Source organism: Arthrobacter pityocampae (genome assembly GCF_002927275.1).
GTDB lineage: Bacteria > Actinomycetota > Actinomycetes > Actinomycetales > Micrococcaceae > Arthrobacter_D > Arthrobacter_D pityocampae.
In genome coordinates this window covers 229234-247300 of sequence record NZ_PRKW01000005.1, presented here as the reverse complement: position 1 = coordinate 247300, position 18067 = coordinate 229234, and the positions used below count along the sequence as shown (strand labels likewise).

Annotated in this window: 16 protein-coding genes; 8 read left to right on the top strand and 8 right to left on the bottom strand. The window is 65.1% G+C overall.

All coding sequences use genetic code 11. From position 1 onward, the window contains the following. Positions 1–176 precede the first annotated feature (176 nt). A complete protein-coding gene (gene trxB, locus C4K88_RS12615; protein ID WP_104122236.1) occupies positions 177–1211 on the top strand; it encodes a thioredoxin-disulfide reductase in 1035 nt (344 codons plus the stop codon). Positions 1212–1237: 26 nt separating this feature from the next. After that, entirely contained in the window at positions 1238–1564 is a 327-nt protein-coding gene (gene trxA, locus C4K88_RS12610) for a thioredoxin (RefSeq protein ID WP_104121977.1), read from the top strand. 1866 nt (positions 1565–3430) lie between these two features. Here the strand turns inward: trxA and C4K88_RS12605 are convergent. From C4K88_RS12605 to rpmH, 8 genes are all read right to left on the bottom strand, one after another. Further along, positions 3431–4594, bottom strand: a complete 1164-nt coding sequence (locus C4K88_RS12605) for a ParB/RepB/Spo0J family partition protein (protein ID WP_438502354.1) — start codon at positions 4592–4594, stop codon at positions 3431–3433. Between the two features lie 439 nt (positions 4595–5033). Next, positions 5034–5921 (bottom strand): ParA family protein, encoded by an 888-nt coding sequence (locus C4K88_RS12600; RefSeq protein ID WP_104121975.1) that lies wholly within the window; start codon positions 5919–5921, stop codon positions 5034–5036. Positions 5922–6228: 307 nt separating this feature from the next. Then, positions 6229–6897: a 16S rRNA (guanine(527)-N(7))-methyltransferase RsmG gene (rsmG, locus tag C4K88_RS12595; RefSeq protein ID WP_104121974.1), complete on the bottom strand. Its 669-nt coding sequence runs from the start codon at positions 6895–6897 to the stop codon at positions 6229–6231. After that, positions 6890–7447 (bottom strand): Jag family protein, encoded by a 558-nt coding sequence (locus C4K88_RS12590; protein ID WP_104121973.1) that lies wholly within the window; start codon positions 7445–7447, stop codon positions 6890–6892. Before C4K88_RS12590 ends, rsmG begins: the two co-directional genes overlap by 8 nt. Further along, the gene (gene yidC / locus C4K88_RS12585; protein WP_104121972.1) at positions 7444–8403 is read right to left on the bottom strand and encodes a membrane protein insertase YidC; all 960 of its coding nucleotides are present in this window, start codon (positions 8401–8403) and stop codon (positions 7444–7446) included. Before yidC ends, C4K88_RS12590 begins: the two co-directional genes overlap by 4 nt. A 2-nt stretch (positions 8404–8405) precedes the next feature. Beyond that, complete coding sequence (yidD, locus tag C4K88_RS12580) at positions 8406–8714, bottom strand: membrane protein insertion efficiency factor YidD (protein ID WP_104122235.1); 309 nt, start codon at positions 8712–8714, stop codon at positions 8406–8408. A gap of 50 nt (positions 8715–8764) precedes the next feature. Then, a complete protein-coding gene (gene rnpA / locus C4K88_RS12575; RefSeq protein WP_241521955.1) occupies positions 8765–9136 on the bottom strand; it encodes a ribonuclease P protein component in 372 nt (123 codons plus the stop codon). A 91-nt stretch (positions 9137–9227) separates the two neighbouring features. Continuing rightward, a complete protein-coding gene (gene rpmH / locus C4K88_RS12570; RefSeq protein WP_022892375.1) occupies positions 9228–9365 on the bottom strand; it encodes a 50S ribosomal protein L34 in 138 nt (45 codons plus the stop codon). A gap of 481 nt (positions 9366–9846) precedes the next feature. On the opposite strand from rpmH, the gene dnaA reads away from it, so the two are divergent. The 6 genes from dnaA to gyrB all read left to right on the top strand — a co-directional run bounded on the left by dnaA (position 9847) and on the right by gyrB (position 18055). Beyond that, the gene (dnaA, locus tag C4K88_RS12565; RefSeq protein WP_174705236.1) at positions 9847–11262 is read left to right on the top strand and encodes a chromosomal replication initiator protein DnaA; all 1416 of its coding nucleotides are present in this window, start codon (positions 9847–9849) and stop codon (positions 11260–11262) included. A 485-nt stretch (positions 11263–11747) separates the two neighbouring features. Beyond that, on the top strand, positions 11748–12872 hold the full coding sequence (gene dnaN / locus C4K88_RS12560; protein ID WP_104121969.1) for a DNA polymerase III subunit beta: 1125 nt from the start codon (positions 11748–11750) through the stop codon (positions 12870–12872). 63 nt (positions 12873–12935) lie between these two features. Further along, positions 12936–13832, top strand: a complete 897-nt coding sequence (gnd, locus tag C4K88_RS12555) for a phosphogluconate dehydrogenase (NAD(+)-dependent, decarboxylating) (RefSeq protein ID WP_104121968.1) — start codon at positions 12936–12938, stop codon at positions 13830–13832. 10 nt (positions 13833–13842) lie between these two features. Next, positions 13843–15141, top strand: a complete 1299-nt coding sequence (recF, locus tag C4K88_RS12550) for a DNA replication/repair protein RecF (protein WP_104121967.1) — start codon at positions 13843–13845, stop codon at positions 15139–15141. Further along, the gene (locus tag C4K88_RS12545; protein WP_146065685.1) at positions 15134–15769 is read left to right on the top strand and encodes a DciA family protein; all 636 of its coding nucleotides are present in this window, start codon (positions 15134–15136) and stop codon (positions 15767–15769) included. Before recF ends, C4K88_RS12545 begins: the two co-directional genes overlap by 8 nt. A gap of 246 nt (positions 15770–16015) precedes the next feature. Next, a complete protein-coding gene (gene gyrB / locus C4K88_RS12540) occupies positions 16016–18055 on the top strand; it encodes a DNA topoisomerase (ATP-hydrolyzing) subunit B (protein ID WP_277621653.1) in 2040 nt (679 codons plus the stop codon). Positions 18056–18067: the final 12 nt, after the last annotated feature.

Here is an 18067-nt window from a genome sequence, read left to right as displayed (position 1 = left end):
GACGGGCAGTCCCGGCACCGCTCACCCCGCGGGCGCGCGCGTACGCTCCCGCACCGGAATAACCGCACCCACGGTCCCGTTGGAGGAGGTGTCAGCGAAAACAATCGGCACGGCCGTATCGCACGACAACGACAGGAAGGTCTTCCCCGAACGTGACAACTCACACCGATGTCCAGCTGGAATCACCCGCGGCCGATGCCACCGGTGGTGAGCACAAGGTCCACGACGTCATCATCGTCGGGTCAGGGCCCTCCGGGTACACCGCTGCGGTGTACACCGCCCGAGCCAACCTCAAGCCCCTGCTCATCGCCAGTTCCGTCAAGGCCGGCGGTGAACTCATGAACACCACCGACGTCGAGAACTTCCCCGGATTCCCGGAGGGCGTCATGGGCCCCGAGCTCATGGAACAATTCGAGCAGCAGGCCCGCCGGTTCGGCACCGAGATCCTCTACGAGGACGTGGTGTCCGCGGAACTCTCCGGTGACATCAAGAAGCTCACCATCGCCACGGGCGAGGAGTTCCTCGCACGGGCAGTCATCATCTCCACCGGATCCGAGTACCGGGAGATCGGCCTCGACGACGAGAAGCGGTTGTCGGGCCACGGCGTCAGCTGGTGCGCGACCTGCGACGGCTTCTTCTTCCGCGACCAGGACATCGCCGTGGTCGGCGGCGGCGACTCCGCCATGGAGGAGGCACTCTTCCTCACCAAGTTCGCGCGCTCCGTGACGGTCATCCACCGCCGCGACAGCCTCCGTGCGTCGAAGATCATGCAGGACCGCGCCTTCGCCCACGAGAAGATCCGCTTCCTGTGGAATTCCGAGGTCGTCGGCATTCACGGCGCGGACAAGGTGACCGGCGTGAAGGTCGCGAGCACTGTCGACGGTTCGACCAGCGACATCGATGTCACCGGCATCTTCGTTGCTATCGGCAACGACCCGCGCGTCGATCTCGTCAAGAATCAGCTCGAGCTGACCAGCGAGGGAACCATCGCCGTCCAAGGGCGGACCTCGAAGACCTCCCTGCCGGGCGTGTTTGCCGCCGGTGACGTCATCGACCCGACCTACCGCCAGGCGATCACGGCGTCGGGCAGCGGCTGCGTCGCCGCCCTCGATGTGGAGCACTACCTGGCCGATACGGTCAGTGGATCCCTCACCGCCGCCCGGGTACCCACCCCACCGGCCGAAGCAGTTTCCGAATCAGCCACCCTCTGATCAGTCATCTACACAAGGAGCACCGCATGAGCAACGCAAAGGATGTGACTGACGCGTCCTTCGACGCCGACGTCCTGCAGGCCACCAAGCCCGTCATCGTGGATTTCTGGGCCGAATGGTGTGGCCCCTGCCGCATGCTGTCCCCGATCCTCGACGACATCGCGGCTGAGCACAGCGAGAAGGTCGACGTCGTCAAGGTCAACGTCGACGACAACCCCGCCATCGCCGCCAAGTACGGCATCACCTCGATTCCCGCGGTGTACGTCTTCAAGGGTGGCGAGGTGGCGGCGACCTCCATCGGCGCCAAGCCGAAGCAGGTCCTCGAGCAGGAATTCGCCGCCTTCATCAACTGATCACTCGCTCGATCAGGGGGCCCGTCGGAGGAATCCGATGGGCCCCCTTTTTCGTGGTGTACGTTGTCGGACGGCGGCGGGCCTCCGCGACCCGCAGGCCTGCCGCTACGACGCCCTCGTGATTCCTTCGGACCGTGGCAGCCCGGGCTGATTCTTCGTCAGCGAACCCGGTCCGAACCGCTCGTTGTGCCGGACATCACGACGGGCGTTCCCATGCTCTCGCTGAGGGAGCATCGTCATGGCGGGAGAGTTCCCGGTCCACGTGGTAGCGGCTCAACTCCAGAGGATGACCGCGACGCCCGGCGCTCAGTGAACCGGACCACCGGTTTCACGTGAAACAGCCGGTCGTATGCTCACCCCGGACAGGACCCTCACCAAGTGTTCCGAACGCCTAGAGAGCCACCAGGCATCCGGTACCGAACGTCCGATCAGGAAGCAAAATCCCGTGCGAACGATTGACTATCCTTGGGCACATCACCCGACCGAGCCGGAGGGGCAGAACCCTCCCAGCTGTCCTTATCGTCCCGCTTCCGACCGTATATCTACGCGCGTCCGTCCGCCCACCGGTCGGGCAGGGTAGGCTCTCCCGATTTTGAGGCTGGAAACGAGATGCCGAGAGGTGACCTCAGCACTGCTGCCATTCCCGCGGGGAGATGGTACGCCCCACACTCCTGTTTCACGTGAAACGGTTCGAACCACACGAAGTACAATCTGATTGTCATCACGAACTCATAACCGCCATGGCGTATGCGGGCGAGACCGTCCCGGGCGCGGGCCCGGCATTGTCACTGGGCCCCTGGCCCGGGCTCATGGCGGTTACTGGACGCACTGAGCCGTCCCAACCCTTATCAGTGCCGGATCCGGAGCCGACAGGGACCGAGGCGATAATGGTGGTGCCCGGTGACCCCTCCCGGGGGCGCGGACGCGCGGCGCTCCATATATGCCCGACCGGGCGCTCCAGAACGCCGAGAGAACTCCAGATCACCGCCGCCCCAGCAGACCTCCGAGGCCGTATTCCCGGAACGACCGCCTCATACCCGCTGCCGACACGTCAGCGCAATGCGGCTGCGCCGGTCGGCACCCGCAGTTTCACGTGAAACCCTGGGAGGGACGCAGTAGGGTTTCGGCGACGCGGAATTAGCACCGGGGCTCTCGCCTCACGCCGGCCGGGCGCAATCGAACGTTGTCCTGATTGCGCTGAAGACGCCGACCGGATGACCCGCGAAGTCCCCTCGTCACTCACAATGCGCGAGGAGACGGCGCTGTTTCACGTGAAACCTCTGTTTCCGCCGCAGGAGTGGCTGTTCCTGCGAGAGGCACCTATGTCTCACGCCGATGTAGGTCCTCTCATCAGAATCGAATAGGCCCGAGTCCCGCCAGGGGGGGCGCGCTATCAGAACTGGCTGGCGCGTTGCGAATGCCCGCGCGACGTGCAGCAGAGTCTTTTGATGAACCACCGTCGAGTCTTCTATATCCACCGGTCGAGAGCAAACAAAGGTTGACAGCATCAGACGGACGGAGTCGGTTCTCCTTATTGAGCGGCCTGGGCAGTCCTCGCCCGACCGCAGCAGCGCTCCCTCACTGTTTCACGTGAAACCATGTCAACGGGCACCATGTCCGCATCCCCGCAGTGAGCCGTGATCACCCGCCGGGTAGAACGCCGCGCACGCCCCCGAAGCGTAGATCAGTCGATCACGGTGACGCCGTACGGCGATTAGTGGTTTCACGTGAAACGGTTCCGAGCACCCGACGTGTGGGGTGGCACCTTTCAGCAACTCTCAGTGCATGGGTGCTCGCTCCTCGCACCTTCCGGACATGCAAAAGGGGCGTGTTTCACGTGAAACACGCCCCTTCCAACCACTCGGGCTAATCCTTGGTGGGCGCCAGTACGCCGATGATCCTGTTGAGATCGTCCACGCTCGCGAACTCGATGCTGACTCGACCCTTCTTGGCTCCGAGAGTGATCTTCACGCTGGTATCAAGGCGGTCGGACAGGGAAGTGGCGAGATAATCCAGGCGTTCGTGCCGAGCCCCGTCCCTGGGCGCGGACTGCTTGCCGGCCCGCCGGAGGCCTCCGCTCAGGGCCACGACTTCCTCGGTGGACCTGACGGACAGTCCTTCGGCCACGATCCTCTGCGCCAGCTTCTCCATGTCCGCTGGGTCGCTGAGTCCGAGCAAGGCGCGCGCGTGCCCCGCCGAGAGGATTCCCGCGGCGACGCGCCGCTGCACGAGCGGAGGGAGCTTCATCAACCGAAGAGTGTTGGAAATCTGCGGTCGTGAGCGGCCAAGGCGTCCGGCCAGCTCGTCGTGGGAGCAGCCGAAGTCGTCCAGCAGCTGTTGATAGGCGGCAGCCTCCTCCAGCGGGTTGAGGGCGCTTCGGTGCAGGTTCTCGAGCAGGGCGTCGCGCAGGAGGTCGTCGTCGAGCGTCGAACGGATGATCGCAGGGATAGTGCCCATCCCCGCTTCGCGCGACGCCCGCAGGCGCCGCTCACCCATGACCAGTTCGTAGGGGGCGTCACCGACCTCCTTGGAGGGACGCACCACCACCGGCTGCAGTACTCCGATTTCACGGATCGAATGCACGAGCTCGGCGAGCTCGTCCTCGTTGAACTCGGTACGGGGCTGCTTGCGGTTCGGATGGATATCCGTCAGTGCGAGTTCGGCGAAGCGGGCGCCCGGCACGTCGACGAGATTGCTCGCCCGGGCATCGTCCGCACTCTCGGGCATCGTCGATTCCGGCGCTGTTTCACGTGAAACATGGATGGCCGGACTGTGCTGCCCGGGGCTTGACGACTCGGCGGCGGCGGCAGAAGCAGACACTGCTCCGTCCGACTCTCGGGATCCTGCTCCCTGATGGTCGCTCGTCGTGTGATGGCCTGCTCCATCGCGTGCTGGTTCCTTGATCCCCGTGCTCTCGACGGAGGACACCTGGCCCACCGGGTCTGCACCATGGTCCGGAGCAGTGACGGGGGTTTCCTCGACAACAGGCGACGCTGCCTCGTCGACAACCGGGGATGCAGCCTCGTCCATGCGGGGAGCGGTCGAGGGTTCCTTACCCGTCGTCTTCGCTCCGCGCGGGGATTCCGTGGCATGCGGCGCCTTTCGGGCGGTCCCCTTCGCAACGCGTTTCGTTTGCGCATCCAGGACATTCTTGTTGATCCCGCTTCGCAGGGCCGACGAGTAGGAGCGGGGCTGTTCCGCCACGTCCTCCTCCGTCACACGCTCGAAGAACAGGTCGACCGGCCGTCCCCCTTGCTTCCGGGAGGCAGGGCCGCTGTCCTGGACCGGTACGTCGAGCATCTCGGGCTCGAACTGCTCCGGGATCTCCTCTGCAGGAGCACTGGGGATCAAAGCGCCTAGTCCCCGGCCCAGGCCACGCCGCTTTTCCGCCATGTCACTCCTTCCACGATTCGGAGCGAGGCTCCGGCTCTACGTCTTACCGGCCCTGTGGACCGATGGTCGGTCGTTCTCAGGACCGCGAAGCGATCTCCGCCGCAGCTTCCTGGTAGGAGAGGGCGCCGCTGGATGAGGGATCGTACGTCATGACCGTCTGCTGGTAGCTCGGCGCCTCCGAGATCCTGACGGACCGCGGGACCACGGCCTTCAGCACCTGCTGCGGGAAGTGTTCGCGCACTTCCGCTGCTACCTGGGCCGCGAGGTTCGTGCGCCCGTCGTACATGGTCAGAAGGATCGTCGATACCGAGAGATCAGCGTTCAGGTGCTTCTGGATCATCTCGATGTTCTTGAGGAGCTGACTGAGCCCTTCCAGAGCGTAGTACTCGCACTGAATCGGGATGAGAACCTCCTTGGCCGCGACGAAGGCGTTGACCGTCAGCAGACCCAGGCTCGGCGGGCAGTCGATGAAGACGAAGTCGAGGCGGGCCTCCCCCTTCTCCTCGCGCGTCCTGGCGTATACCTCGATGGCCCGGCGGAGCCGCTGCTCGCGGGCGACGAGCGAGACCAGTTCGATCTCGGCGCCGGCCAGGTGGATCGTGGCAGGCGCGCAGATGAGGTTCGGCACGTCAGGACAGACGGCGACGACGTCGCCCAGCGGGACGTCGTCGATGAGCACGTCGTAGATGGAGTCCACGTCGGCGTGATGATCGATGTTCAGGGCGGTCGAGGCGTTCCCCTGGGGATCGATGTCGATCACCAGCACCTGAAGTCCGGCGGTGGCGAGGGCGGCGGCGATGTTGACCGTCGTCGTCGTCTTGCCCACACCGCCCTTCTGGTTGCTGATGGTCATGATCCGCGTGTTCTTCGGCTTCGGCAGTTCCTTGCCGAGGAGCTTCTCGCGGCGCCTCGTCTCGCTGGCGAGCTCACGTCCAAGGGGCGAGGAGTCGTCCATCGCCTCCATCACGCTCTTGCCCTTGACGGCCTTCCGCGTTGCCGGAGAGCTGACTGTATCCGCGGCGACGGGGGTTGTTTCACGTGAAACCACGACTCCGGTGTTGGCAGGATCAGAAAACACTTCCGGTTGTATCTCTCGCAATCCCACGGCGAGAGGGAACCCGGCAGCCGTCAGCGGCTCGGACTTCTTCGCGGGGGCGTCCTTGATGGTCACTCAGTAGCTCACTCTCACATGCCAGACGTCGTTATCTACAAGGGTAACGGGATAACCCATGCTCCATGGGACGGGTGGCACGGCCGGGGCGGGTCGGTTCTCAGACGGGACGGACGCGAATCCGTACGACCGTCGTAGGTTCTTCGAGGACTTCTGCGCCAACCGTCACGATCTCCGCGTTGCCGCCCCCGAGTTTCCGGATCACCCTGCGAGCCTTCTCGATCTCCTCGCCGGCACTCCGACCCTTGATGGCGAGGACCTGACCCTCCGGCCTGGTCAAGGGGATCGTCCACCCGGCGAGTGTCGAGAGCGCAGAGACCGCACGTGCAGTGACATAGTCGCCGTGAAGGGTGCCCAGCATCTCCTCCGCGCGTGCCCGGTGCACCGTCACGTTGCCGAGTGCGAGGTCGTCGATGACCTCGTTCAACCAGGTGACGCGCCGTTCGAGCGGCTCGACGAGTTCGAGACGGAGATCGGGTCGCGCGATGGCGATCGCCAGACCGGGTAGCCCTGCGCCGCTTCCGACGTCGACCACCGAGGCGTCGACATCCATGAGCTCGGCCACCACGGCGCAGTTGAGGACATGTCGCCCCCAGAGCCGAGGTACTTCCCTCGGCCCCAACAGTCCGCGCTCGATCCCGGACGTCGCCAGGTGAGCCACGAAGCCGCGGGCGAGATCAAGTCGGTCACCGAAGACAGCGGAGGCAGCCGTCAGCTCCCTGTCCGTAGGTTCCGGGATGCCGCCATCGGGGGGAACAGGATCAGTCATCGCTGGGGGAGATCACGATGTGCCGTGCCTGGCCCTCGCCCTCGGACTCGCTGAGCAGACCGAGATCGGCGACGACGTCGTGCACGATCTTCCGCTCGTAGGCGGACATCGGCGGGAGCGCCAGATCCTCACCGGTCTCCTTGACCTTCTCGGCGGCGTCCTGCGCGATCTTCGTCAGTTCCCGCCCGCGCCGGTCACGGTAGCCGTCGACATCGAGGACCAGCCGTGACCGCGCGTCGGTGGCGGTCAGAACACTGAGCCGTGTCAGCTCCTGCAGTGCCTCCAGCACCTCGCCGTCGCGCCCGACGAGCGAACCGAGGCCGGTGTCCGTCGCATCGTCGGACACGATCGAGATGTAGGTGCGACCGCTACGGACCTCGATGTCGATGTCTCCGTCGATGTCGGCGATGTCGAGTAGTTCCTCGAGGTAGTCGGCTGCGACGTCACCCTCCTCGTCGAGCCGTGATGCCTTGCTCACTGGAGCAGCCTCGACGTCGTCGTCGAGCTCGGGCACGGACTCCGCGACCTGGTCTTCGTTGTCCACGGTCATCGCCTCTTCCTCTTCTTGCGGGGCTGAACACGCTGCCCACGGGGCTCCGGTATGGTCTCCACGGCCGGTTCGGTCTTCCGCTCACCGAGCAGCGGGGCCATGGGGAGGCCCTTCTTCGCACGCCGGTCGGCCAATGCCTTGGCGGCGGGGGAACCCGGGGTGGGCATCTTGCGAATGACGTAGAACTGCTGCGCCATGGTCCACACGTTGGTGGTGGTCCAGTAGACCAGGACACCGATGGGGAAGTTGATGCCACCGATGCCGAAGACCAGCGGAAGGATGTAGAGCATGATCTTCTGCTGACGCATGAAGGGGCTCTGCATGGCCTCCTCGGACATGTTCTTCGCCATGATCTGCTTCTGCGTAATGAACTGCGACGCCGTCATGGCGATGATCATGATCACGGACAGGATGATGACGCTGATGTTCCCGTCGGGGCCGAGACTGCCCAGGAACGTCGAAGAGAGAGGTGCGCCGAAGATCGTCGCGTCGTCGAATTCGCGGACGGAATCCGGCGACAGTGCCCCGATGCCCTCGTTGTCCTCACTGGCCCGCGAGATCCCGTTGAGGACGGTGAAGAGCGCGAAGAAGAACGGCATCTGGATCAGGATCGGCAGGCACGCCGCGAACGGGTTGGTGCCGTGCTTCTTGTACAGGGCCATCTGTTCCTGCGTCATCGCCTGACGCGAGAGCTGGTCCGTCTTGCCCTTGTACTTCTGCTGCAGCTTGCGCAGGTCCGGCTGGAGCGCCTGCATACCGCGCTGCGCCTTGATCTGCTTCACGAAGACGGGGATCAGGGCGGCACGGATGACGACGACGAGACCGATGATCGACAGCACCCAGGTCCAGCCGGATGCAGGGTTCATCCCGAGGAACGTGAAGCCCTCGTGGAACATGAACATGATCCACGACACGAGCCACCTGAAGGGTGTCAGGATCGTCTCAAAAAAACCCATAATCAGTCTGCTCCTCGGGCCGCGGGGCGGCTTTCGTCATCGGCCGGAATCACCGGGTGGTTCAACACAACTATCACTGGCACGTTCCCGTCGGGGAAATGCCTGCCACCCGGCGGGACATGATCCACACCACCGGCGTTCCACGGATGGCATCGGACCAGCCGTCTCGAGGCGAGCCAGATCCCGCGGAGGAACCCGTGAACGGTCACCGCTTCGAGGGCGTACGCCGAGCAGCTCGGGTAGAACCGGCACACCGGTCCGTACAACGGAGAGATCACCTTCCGGTACGCGATCAGGAGCCCGATCGTCATCAGGCGCGGCAGCCCGACGACGAAGAACAGCACTCGGTGAGCGACCTCACTCACGATACTCTGCCCTGCCCTCCCGGTGGTTCCGCGTCCCTCAGCTTCCGCGCGACCACGGACACGCAGCTCGAGAAGTCCCTGGTCAGGGACGGCCAGTCGCTTTCGGCCGCAGCCGGTAGGGCACGGACCACGACGTCGTACCCGCGAGGATGCGCACCGACCCACTCCGCCGCGGCATGGCGCAGCCTTCGCTTAACGAGATTCCGGGTGACGGCGTTCCCGACGTTCTTGCCGACGATGAAGCCGACCCGCGAGGGGGCGGCCTCCGACGTCCTGGCACCGTATAGCACAACGTTCCGGCGCCCTGACCGGGCACCGGAACGTACGGTACGTGCAAAGTCCGCTGCCGATCTCACCCGGTGGATCATCGGGAGCATGGAAGCGCCCTGTTCCTCATCGAGGGAGGGGAGCCCATGCCGACGCGATCATCCGAGGGATGCATGGCGAGGGAGGGACCGCTTATGCCGAGAGTTCGGTACGGCCCTTGCCGCGGCGCGCCGACAGGATGGCACGACCAGCGCGGGTGCGCATGCGAAGACGGAAACCGTGCTTCTTGGCACGACGGCGGTTATTCGGCTGAAAAGTCCGCTTGCTCACTGTAGTTACTCCAGAACGATCTTGAGATGCGTCCGGCCCATTGCAACAAGGGGGAAGAACAGACTGACGCGATGAAGGTGTACATCCGACACTCGCGGAAGAGCTGTCACATCCCGAGGCCTCTTAGTACCCGGGAACACCTGTGATGGCATGCGAAATGCAGACATGTTGGACTACATAACGGTAGGGGACAGCCCGGATGGGCGTCAAACTCGCGCCTGGTACAGGGCGGATGAGCTCTCCTCCACCCTGTGGACGAGTTTTCCACTCCCCTGTGGACAACGGGGGCGTGAATCACCCTACACGCACCCCTGAGGCACATGGCGAGCACACCCCGCAGGGCCGCTCACCCCGCGCCAGTCCGCTATCTTCTGTAGTTTTCATCCTCTAGTCTGGGCTCTGCTCCGTTTATCCACGGCATGTGTACAACTCTGTGGATGACGGACTTTTTCGACTGGGAGTACGGCCAAGAGGGGTGTTCGTGGGTACAGATGAGGTAAACGACGTCGGGAGCTCCTGGCGTAAAGTCATCCGCACCCTCGAACAGGACGACCGCGTCACCCCGCGCCAGCGCGGCTTCATGGTTCTCGCCCAGGCGCAGGGGCTCATCGGCACGACGATGCTCATCGCCGTTCCGAACGAGTTGACGCGCGAAGTGCTGCAGACCCAGCTCAAGGGGGCCCTCGACGAGGCACTGCGTGATGTGTTCCGCGAGGACATCCAGTGCGCGTTCGTCATCGATCCCGAGCTGACCCCCGTCACCGAGGAGGTTCCGGAACAGGAGCCGGCGGAGCAGCCGTCCCCGGAACCCAAGGGTGAAGCCAAACCGTCCCCCACGCCGCCCAGCAACTCGCACGAGTTCGGCCGGCTGAATCCGAAGTACATCTTCGACACCTTCGTGATCGGGTCCTCGAACCGTTTCGCGCACGCTGCGGCGGTGGCAGTGGCGGAGGCCCCTGCAAAGGCCTACAACCCGCTGTTCATCTACGGCGATTCCGGGTTGGGCAAGACCCACCTCCTGCATGCGATCGGTCACTACGCCCGGCACCTGTACACCGGCATCCGGGTCCGGTACGTGAACTCCGAGGAGTTCACCAACGACTTCATCAACTCCATTCGCGACGATGAGGGGTCTAGCTTCAAGCAGACCTACCGCAACGTGGACATCCTGCTGATCGACGACATCCAGTTCCTCTCCGGCAAGGACCGGACGATGGAGGAGTTCTTCCACACCTTCAACGCCCTGCACAATCACAGCAAGCAGGTGGTCATCACCTCAGATCTGCCACCCAAGCAGCTGATCGGGTTCGAGGAACGCATGCGCTCCCGCTTCGAGTGGGGTCTGCTCACCGACATCCAGCCGCCCGAGCTGGAGACGCGCATCGCCATCCTTCGGAAGAAGGCCATCAGCGACAGCCTGAGCGCACCCGATGACGTGCTCGAGTACATCGCCTCCAAGATCGCCACGAACATCCGCGAACTCGAGGGCGCTCTCATCAGGGTGACCGCCTTCGCCAGCCTGAACCGCCAGCCGGTCGACGTGAACCTGGCGGAGATCGTGCTGAAGGACCTGATCTCGGCCGACGGCGCCCAGGAGATCACGTCCACGGTGATCATGGCTCAGACGGCCGACTACTTCCAGATCAGCATGGAGGAACTGTGCAGCAAGTCACGAACGAGGACCCTCGTGACGGCACGACAGATCGCGATGTACCTCTGCCGTGAACTGACAGACATGTCCCTGCCGAAAATCGGGCAGGAGCTCGGCGGCCGCGACCACACCACCGTCATCCACGCCGATCGCAAGATCCGGGAACTCATGGCCGAACGCCGTGCGATCTTCAACCAGGTCACCGAACTCACCAACAGGATCAAGCACAAGCAGCGGGAAGCCTGACCCTCGCCGGCTGCCGGCGTCCGTAATTAACAGGTGTGGACACAGCTGTGGATAACTAGGGGGACATCCCGGTGCAGCCTGAGGATAACCACCCTCCTCCCTGTGGACGCGCAGAATGACAAGGATTCTGCCCACAGCCGGCTCCTGTGGGCCGTCGGCCGACCCCACACGTTGTCCACAGGCCAAATCGGCGCAACCCCGCCGCCCAGGGGGGTTATCCACAGAATCCACAGCAGTTATTAACACTACGAACCTTAAACCTCAAAAGCTCGTCAAATAACATTCCACGTTCCGCACGTCCCTTCCGCACCCCGTCCGAACCCCGGACGGACCCCGCTGCGCGGGATCGCTATCCGGCGGGGCTCCGACCCAGTAGGGTTGTAGTTCCCGTGCCCTGGGGACATCCGCCCAGGCATCGGACCCGACCCTCCGCCGGCTTTTCACCGGTGGCTGTTTCCTGATCTGGCGAAAGGCGGCACTGCTCCGTGAAATTCAGAGTTGAGCGGGATGTACTTGCGGAGGCCGTGTCCTGGACCGCCCGATCGCTGTCACCACGACCACCGGTTCCCGTGCTCGCCGGCCTCCTCATCAAGGCCGAGAACGGCATGCTCAGTCTTGCGAGCTTCGACTACGAGATCTCGGCGCGCCTCGAGATCCCCGCCGAGATTCTCGAGGAAGGCACCATCCTCGTCTCGGGGCGGCTCCTCGCAGACATCTGCCGCAGCCTGCCGTCGGCCCCCGTCGAGGTGGCCACCGACGGCTCGAAGGTGACGCTCACGTGCCGGAACAGCCGCTTCAATCTCGCGACTATGCCCGAAGGGGAATATCCAGAACTCCCCAAGCTTCCCGCAGTGAGCGGGGTCGTCGACGGGGATGCCTTCGCTCAGGCGGTATCGCAGGTGATCATCGCCGCGAGCCGCGACGACACCCTGCCCATCCTCACGGGCGTGCGGATGGAGATCGAGGACGACCTCATCACGCTCCTCGCCACCGACCGCTACCGCCTGGCCCTGCGTGAGGTCTCCTGGAAACCTTCCACCCCGGGCATTTCCACCAGTGCTCTCGTGAAGGCCAAGACCCTCAGCGAGGTGGCGAAGACCCTGGGCGGAGCAGGGGAACTGAACATCGCGCTCTCGGACAATTCGGAGCTCATCGGGTTCGAATCCGGGGGACGCCGCACAACCTCACTGCTCGTGGACGGCGACTACCCCAAGATCAGGTCCCTGTTCCCAGCCACCACACCCATCCACGCGACCGTGCAGACCAGTGCCCTCGTGGAAGCCGTACGTCGCGTCTCGCTCGTCGCCGAACGCAACACCCCGGTCCGTCTCGCGTTCTCGGAGGGCCAGGTGACACTGGACGCCGGAACCGGAGAGGACGCCCAGGCGTCGGAGGCGATCGAGGCCACGCTCGATGGCGACGACATCACCGTCGCCTTCAACCCCCACTACCTCAGCGAGGGTCTCGGTGCCTTCAGCAGCCCCTACGTGCGGTTCTCGTTCACCTCACCGCCGAAACCCGCCGTCATCTCCGCCCAGGAGGATGCCTCCGGCGAGGACAGGGAAGACTACCGGTACCTGCTGATGCCCGTGCGGCTACCCAACCTGTAGCCCGGACACCAGGTCCGCCACCCCGGCCATCGCCGGATGAACACTTCACCAGAAAGAGGACTCATGCACATCGGTCTCATCGGACTCGGAAAAATGGGCTTCAACATGAGGGAACGCCTTCGAGCGAAGGGCATCGAGGTCACGGGCTTCGACCGCTCGCCGGAACGCACGGACGTCCCCGACCTCGAAGCACTGGTGGCCTCCCTGCCCTCCCCCCGCATCATCTGGGTGATGGTTCCGGCCGGCGAGATCACCCACGCCGTGATCGAGGATCTGTCACAGTTGCTGTCCGAGGACGACCTCGTGATCGACGGCGGCAACTCCAGGTTCACCGACGACCAGATCCACGCGACGCTCCTCGCCCAGAAGGGCATCCGGTTCCTCGACTGCGGCGTATCCGGCGGTGTCTGGGGCCTGGAGAACGGCTACGGTCTGATGGCCGGCGGCAGCGACGAGGACATCGAGCTGGCCCTGCCGATCTTCGATGCACTGCGCCCCGAAGGCGATCGCGCGGAGAGTTTCGTCCACGTCGGCGACGTCGGAGCGGGCCACTACGCGAAGATGGTCCACAACGGGATCGAGTACGGACTCATGCAGTCCTATGCGGAAGGCTACGAACTCCTCGAGGCCAAGGACATCGTCAAGGACGTCCACGGGACCTTCGCGGCCTGGCAGAAGGGTACCGTCGTCCGGTCCTGGCTGTTGGACCTGGTGGTCAAGGCCCTGGAGGAAGACCCGCGTCTCGCGACGATCGCCGGGTACGTGGAGGATTCGGGCGAGGGCCGCTGGACCGTCGAGGAGGCCATCGCCAACTCGATTCCGGCGCCCGCCATCACCGCTGCCCTCTTCGCGCGGTTCAACTCACGCCAGGAGGACTCCCCGTCCATGAAGATGGTCGCGGCGCTGCGCAACCAGTTCGGCGGACACGCCGTCAAGCCCGCCCAGCCGAAGCCCGAGTAAGTGCGCTCCGGTGTACGTTGAGCACCTCTCGCTCACCGGGTTCCGGAGCTATGGGCAGCTCGATACTGTGATCGAGCCGGGTATCACCGTCTTCGTCGGGCCGAACGGTGTGGGGAAGACGAACATCGTCGAGGCGATCGGCTACCTCGCGACGCTGTCCTCGCACCGGGTCAGCACCGACACCCCGCTGATCGCCTTCGGCGAGGAACGGGCGATCGTCAGGGGGCGCCTCGTCCGCGGGGCGCAGCGCACGAGCGTGGAGGTCGAGATCAATGCCTCTTCCGCGAATCGTGCGCGGATCAACAGGTCCAATCCCGTGCGTGCCAAAGATGCCGCCGGAATCCTGAAGACCGTCCTCTTCGCTCCCGAGGACCTCACCCTCGTCAAGGGTGATCCGTCGGTCCGGCGACGGTACCTGGACGAGGTGATGGTGTCGCTGCTGCCGCATCAGTCCGCGCTGCGGGCGGACTACGAGCGGGTGCTCAAGCAGCGCAACGCCCTGCTGAAGTCGGCCCGTGCGGCGGGCAGGTTTTCGACCGCCCACGAAGCCACCCTCGATGTCTGGGACCAGCACCTCGCCGAATCCGGCGCCCGCCTGCTGTCCGCCCGGCTGGTCCTCGTCGACAAGCTGCGCCCGCATGTGCAGCGGGCCTATCAGGAGCTTACGGACGGCTCGAAGATCGCGGATCTCGCCTACGCCTCGAGCGTCTCGCCGTCGGCAGATCTGTCCGCGGAGGACGACGCCGGGCCCGGGCGGAACGGTACGGACGAGCGTCTGGGGGATCTCGATCCGGGTGCTCTGACCGAACTGTTCACCGCCGGTCTCCTGCGGCACCGCCGGAAGGAACTCGAGCGCGGTATCTCCCTGGTCGGCCCACACCGGGACGAACTCACGCTGTTGCTCGGAAGTATGCCCGTCAAGGGATACGCCTCCCACGGCGAGACCTGGTCGATGGCCCTGGCCCTGCGGCTCGCGTCCTACTACCTCCTGCTGGAGGAGGACCGGACACCGGGTGGGGATCCCGTGCTCATCCTCGACGACGCCTTCGCCGAACTCGACGCGCAGCGGCGGACCCGCCTCGCGAGCATCGTGGCATCCGCCGAACAGGTCCTCATCACCGCGGCCGTGGGTGATGACATTCCGGCCGCACTCGTTGGACGGCAGCTCCGTGTGATCCCCGGAGCCATCGCTGCCCCTGACGACGGCGGGGATACTTCCCGCGCGGGCGTACCCGGGGACGGCGGTCGTCCTTCCGCGGATCAGGGGTCGATCGCCGACGAACATGCCGTCGGAGGAATGGATGGGTGACCGGCCCGACGGGGGCGCTCCTACCACGGACGGAGCCGACGGGCAGGATCCCCTGCACGCCGACGAGGGATCCCCCAGGGACGTCCCGGGGCGGAAGGAGGCGCCGCGCACACCCGAGGCCCGTGAGGATTTCCCGGAACAGGACGCCCCGCAGGCCCTGCTCAACCGGCTGCGAAACGCGTCGCAGGCCCGGGGCACACCACGGGAGGCGGCGTCGAAACGGACCGCGAAGACGACCCGACGCCGGTATTCACCCGAGCCCGTCTACGGCGGGAGGGATCCGGAGGGCGTGGGCCACGTGTTCTCACGGATGCTCGCCGAGCGGGGGTGGAAGTCTCCGGTCGCGATCGGATCGGTGCTGTCACGCTGGAGCGAGATCGTCGGGACGGACATCGCAGCGCATTGCGTCCCGGAGAGCTTCGACGCGGACACCGTGCTGGTCCGCTGCGACTCGACGGCCTGGGCCACGCAGTTGCGCCTCATCACGCCGCAGGTGCTGCAGCGGTTCGAGGCCGAGCTCGGCGCGGGCGTCGTCACGCGTCTGTCGGTGATCGGACCGGCCGCTCCGAGCTGGCGCAAGGGTGGACGCTCGGTCAAGGGCCGGGGGCCGCGGGACACATACGGGTGACCCCCGGACCCCGCGTGTGCCGCAGTCCGCTGAGCGGCCTGTGGCGCACTCGGGGTCCCCGTGGTCGTATCCGGACTCACGGATGGTACTGCCGTCCGGTCTGATGTGGGTTTATTGGCCGCGGAAGGGGTGTTGGCGCCGGATGGCGTCCCTCTGCAGGGTAGAATAGGGAAGATTGTTTTGGTCGATCCAGCTGAGGAGCCGTCTACGCCTGTGGCACACGAGAACGAGTTGAATGCAAGCGACGTGATACTAGGCGGCGGCGAGTCCCCGATCCTGGAGGCGGCCACCGAACACGCGTACGGTGCCAGTGAGATCACGGTGCTCGAAGGACTGGAAGCGGTCCGGAAGCGCCCGGGCATGTACATCGGATCGACGGGGCCGCGCGGGCTCCACCACCTCGTCTACGAGGTCGTGGACAACTCGGTCGACGAAGCGCTGGCCGGATACTGCGACCACATCGAGGTCTCGCTCCAGGCCGACGGCGGCGTGAAGGTCGTCGACAACGGCCGGGGTATCCCCGTGGACATGCACCCCACCGAGGGCCGGCCGACCGTGGAAGTGGTCATGACCATCCTGCACGCCGGCGGCAAGTTCGGTGGCGGCGGTTACGCCGTCTCCGGTGGCCTGCACGGCGTCGGCATCTCCGTCGTCAACGCCCTGTCCAAGCGCGTCGAGACCGTGGTCCGACGCCAGGGCCACGTGTGGATGCAGTCCTTCGCGGACGGCGGGAAGCCTGTCGGTGAGCTGCGGAAGGGCGAGGAGACGTCCGAGACGGGCACCACCCAGACCTTCTACCCCGACGACTCGATCTTCGAGAGCACGGAGTTCGACTTCGAGACACTCCGTGCGCGCTTCCAGCAGATGGCGTTCCTCAACAAGGGGCTGCGCATCACGCTGACGGACGAGCGCGTGGACGCGGTGGAGACCGAGGAGGTCGCCGAGGTCGACGCTGCGCAGGACGCCGACGGGGAGCCGAAGCACCGTTCCGTCGTGTACCTGTACGAGAACGGTCTGCTCGACTACGTCCGCCACCTCAACTCCTCCAAGCGTGTCGACGTGATTCACCCCGACGTGATCGCCTTCGAGACCGAGGACACGGACCGCAGGATGGCCGTCGAGGTGGCCCTCCAGTGGACGTCGGCGTACTCGGAGAGCGTGCACACCTACGCGAACACGATCAACACGCACGAGGGTGGAACGCACGAAGAGGGTTTCCGTGCGGCCATGACCACGCTGATCAACAAGTACGCACGCGAGAAGAACATCATCAAGGAGAAGGACGACAACCTCACGGGTGACGACATCCGCGAGGGCCTGACCGCCGTCATCTCCGTCAAGCTGTCGGAACCGCAGTTCGAGGGGCAGACCAAGACCAAGCTCGGCAACTCCGAGGCGAAGGGGTTCGTCCAGCGGGTGGTCACCGACCAGCTCGGCGACTGGCTGGAGCGCAATCCCGGGCCCGCCCGGGATGTCATCCGCAAGTCGATCCAGGCATCGCAGGCGCGCCTCGCCGCCCGTAAGGCCCGCGAATCCACACGCCGCAAGGGGTTGCTGGAGTCCGGCGGCATGCCGGGCAAGCTCAAGGACTGCCAGTCCAAGGACCCATCGCGGTCCGAGATCTACATCGTCGAGGGCGACTCCGCCGGTGGTTCCGCGGTCCGCGGCCGGAATCCCGAGACGCAGGCCATCCTGCCGCTGCGCGGCAAGATCCTGAACGTGGAGCGCGCCCGCCTCGACCGTGCCCTCGGCAACAGCGAGGTCCAGGCCATGATCACCGCCTTCGGGGCGGGGATCGGCGAGGACTTCAACGTCGACAAGGCCCGGTACCACAAGATCGTGCTCATGGCCGATGCCGACGTGGACGGCCAGCACATCACCACGCTGCTGCTGACCCTGCTGTTCCGCTACATGCGGCCGCTCATCGAGAACGGTTTCGTGTACCTCGCGCAGCCGCCGCTGTACCGGGTCAAGTGGTCCAACGCGAAGCACGACTACGTGTTCAGCGACCGGGAGCGCGACGAGGTCATCAAGATGGGCCTGGCGAACAACCAGCGTCTGCCCAAGGACAATGGGATCCAGCGCTACAAGGGCCTCGGCGAGATGGACTACACGGAGCTGTGGGACACCACCATGGACCCGGACCACCGCACCCTGCTGCAGGTGACCATGGACGACGCCGCGGCCGCCGACCAGGTGTTCTCCGTCCTGATGGGCGAGGACGTCGAATCCCGCCGCAACTTCATCCAGCAGAACGCCAAGGATGTGCGTTTCCTCGATATCTGACAGGTAGCCCCG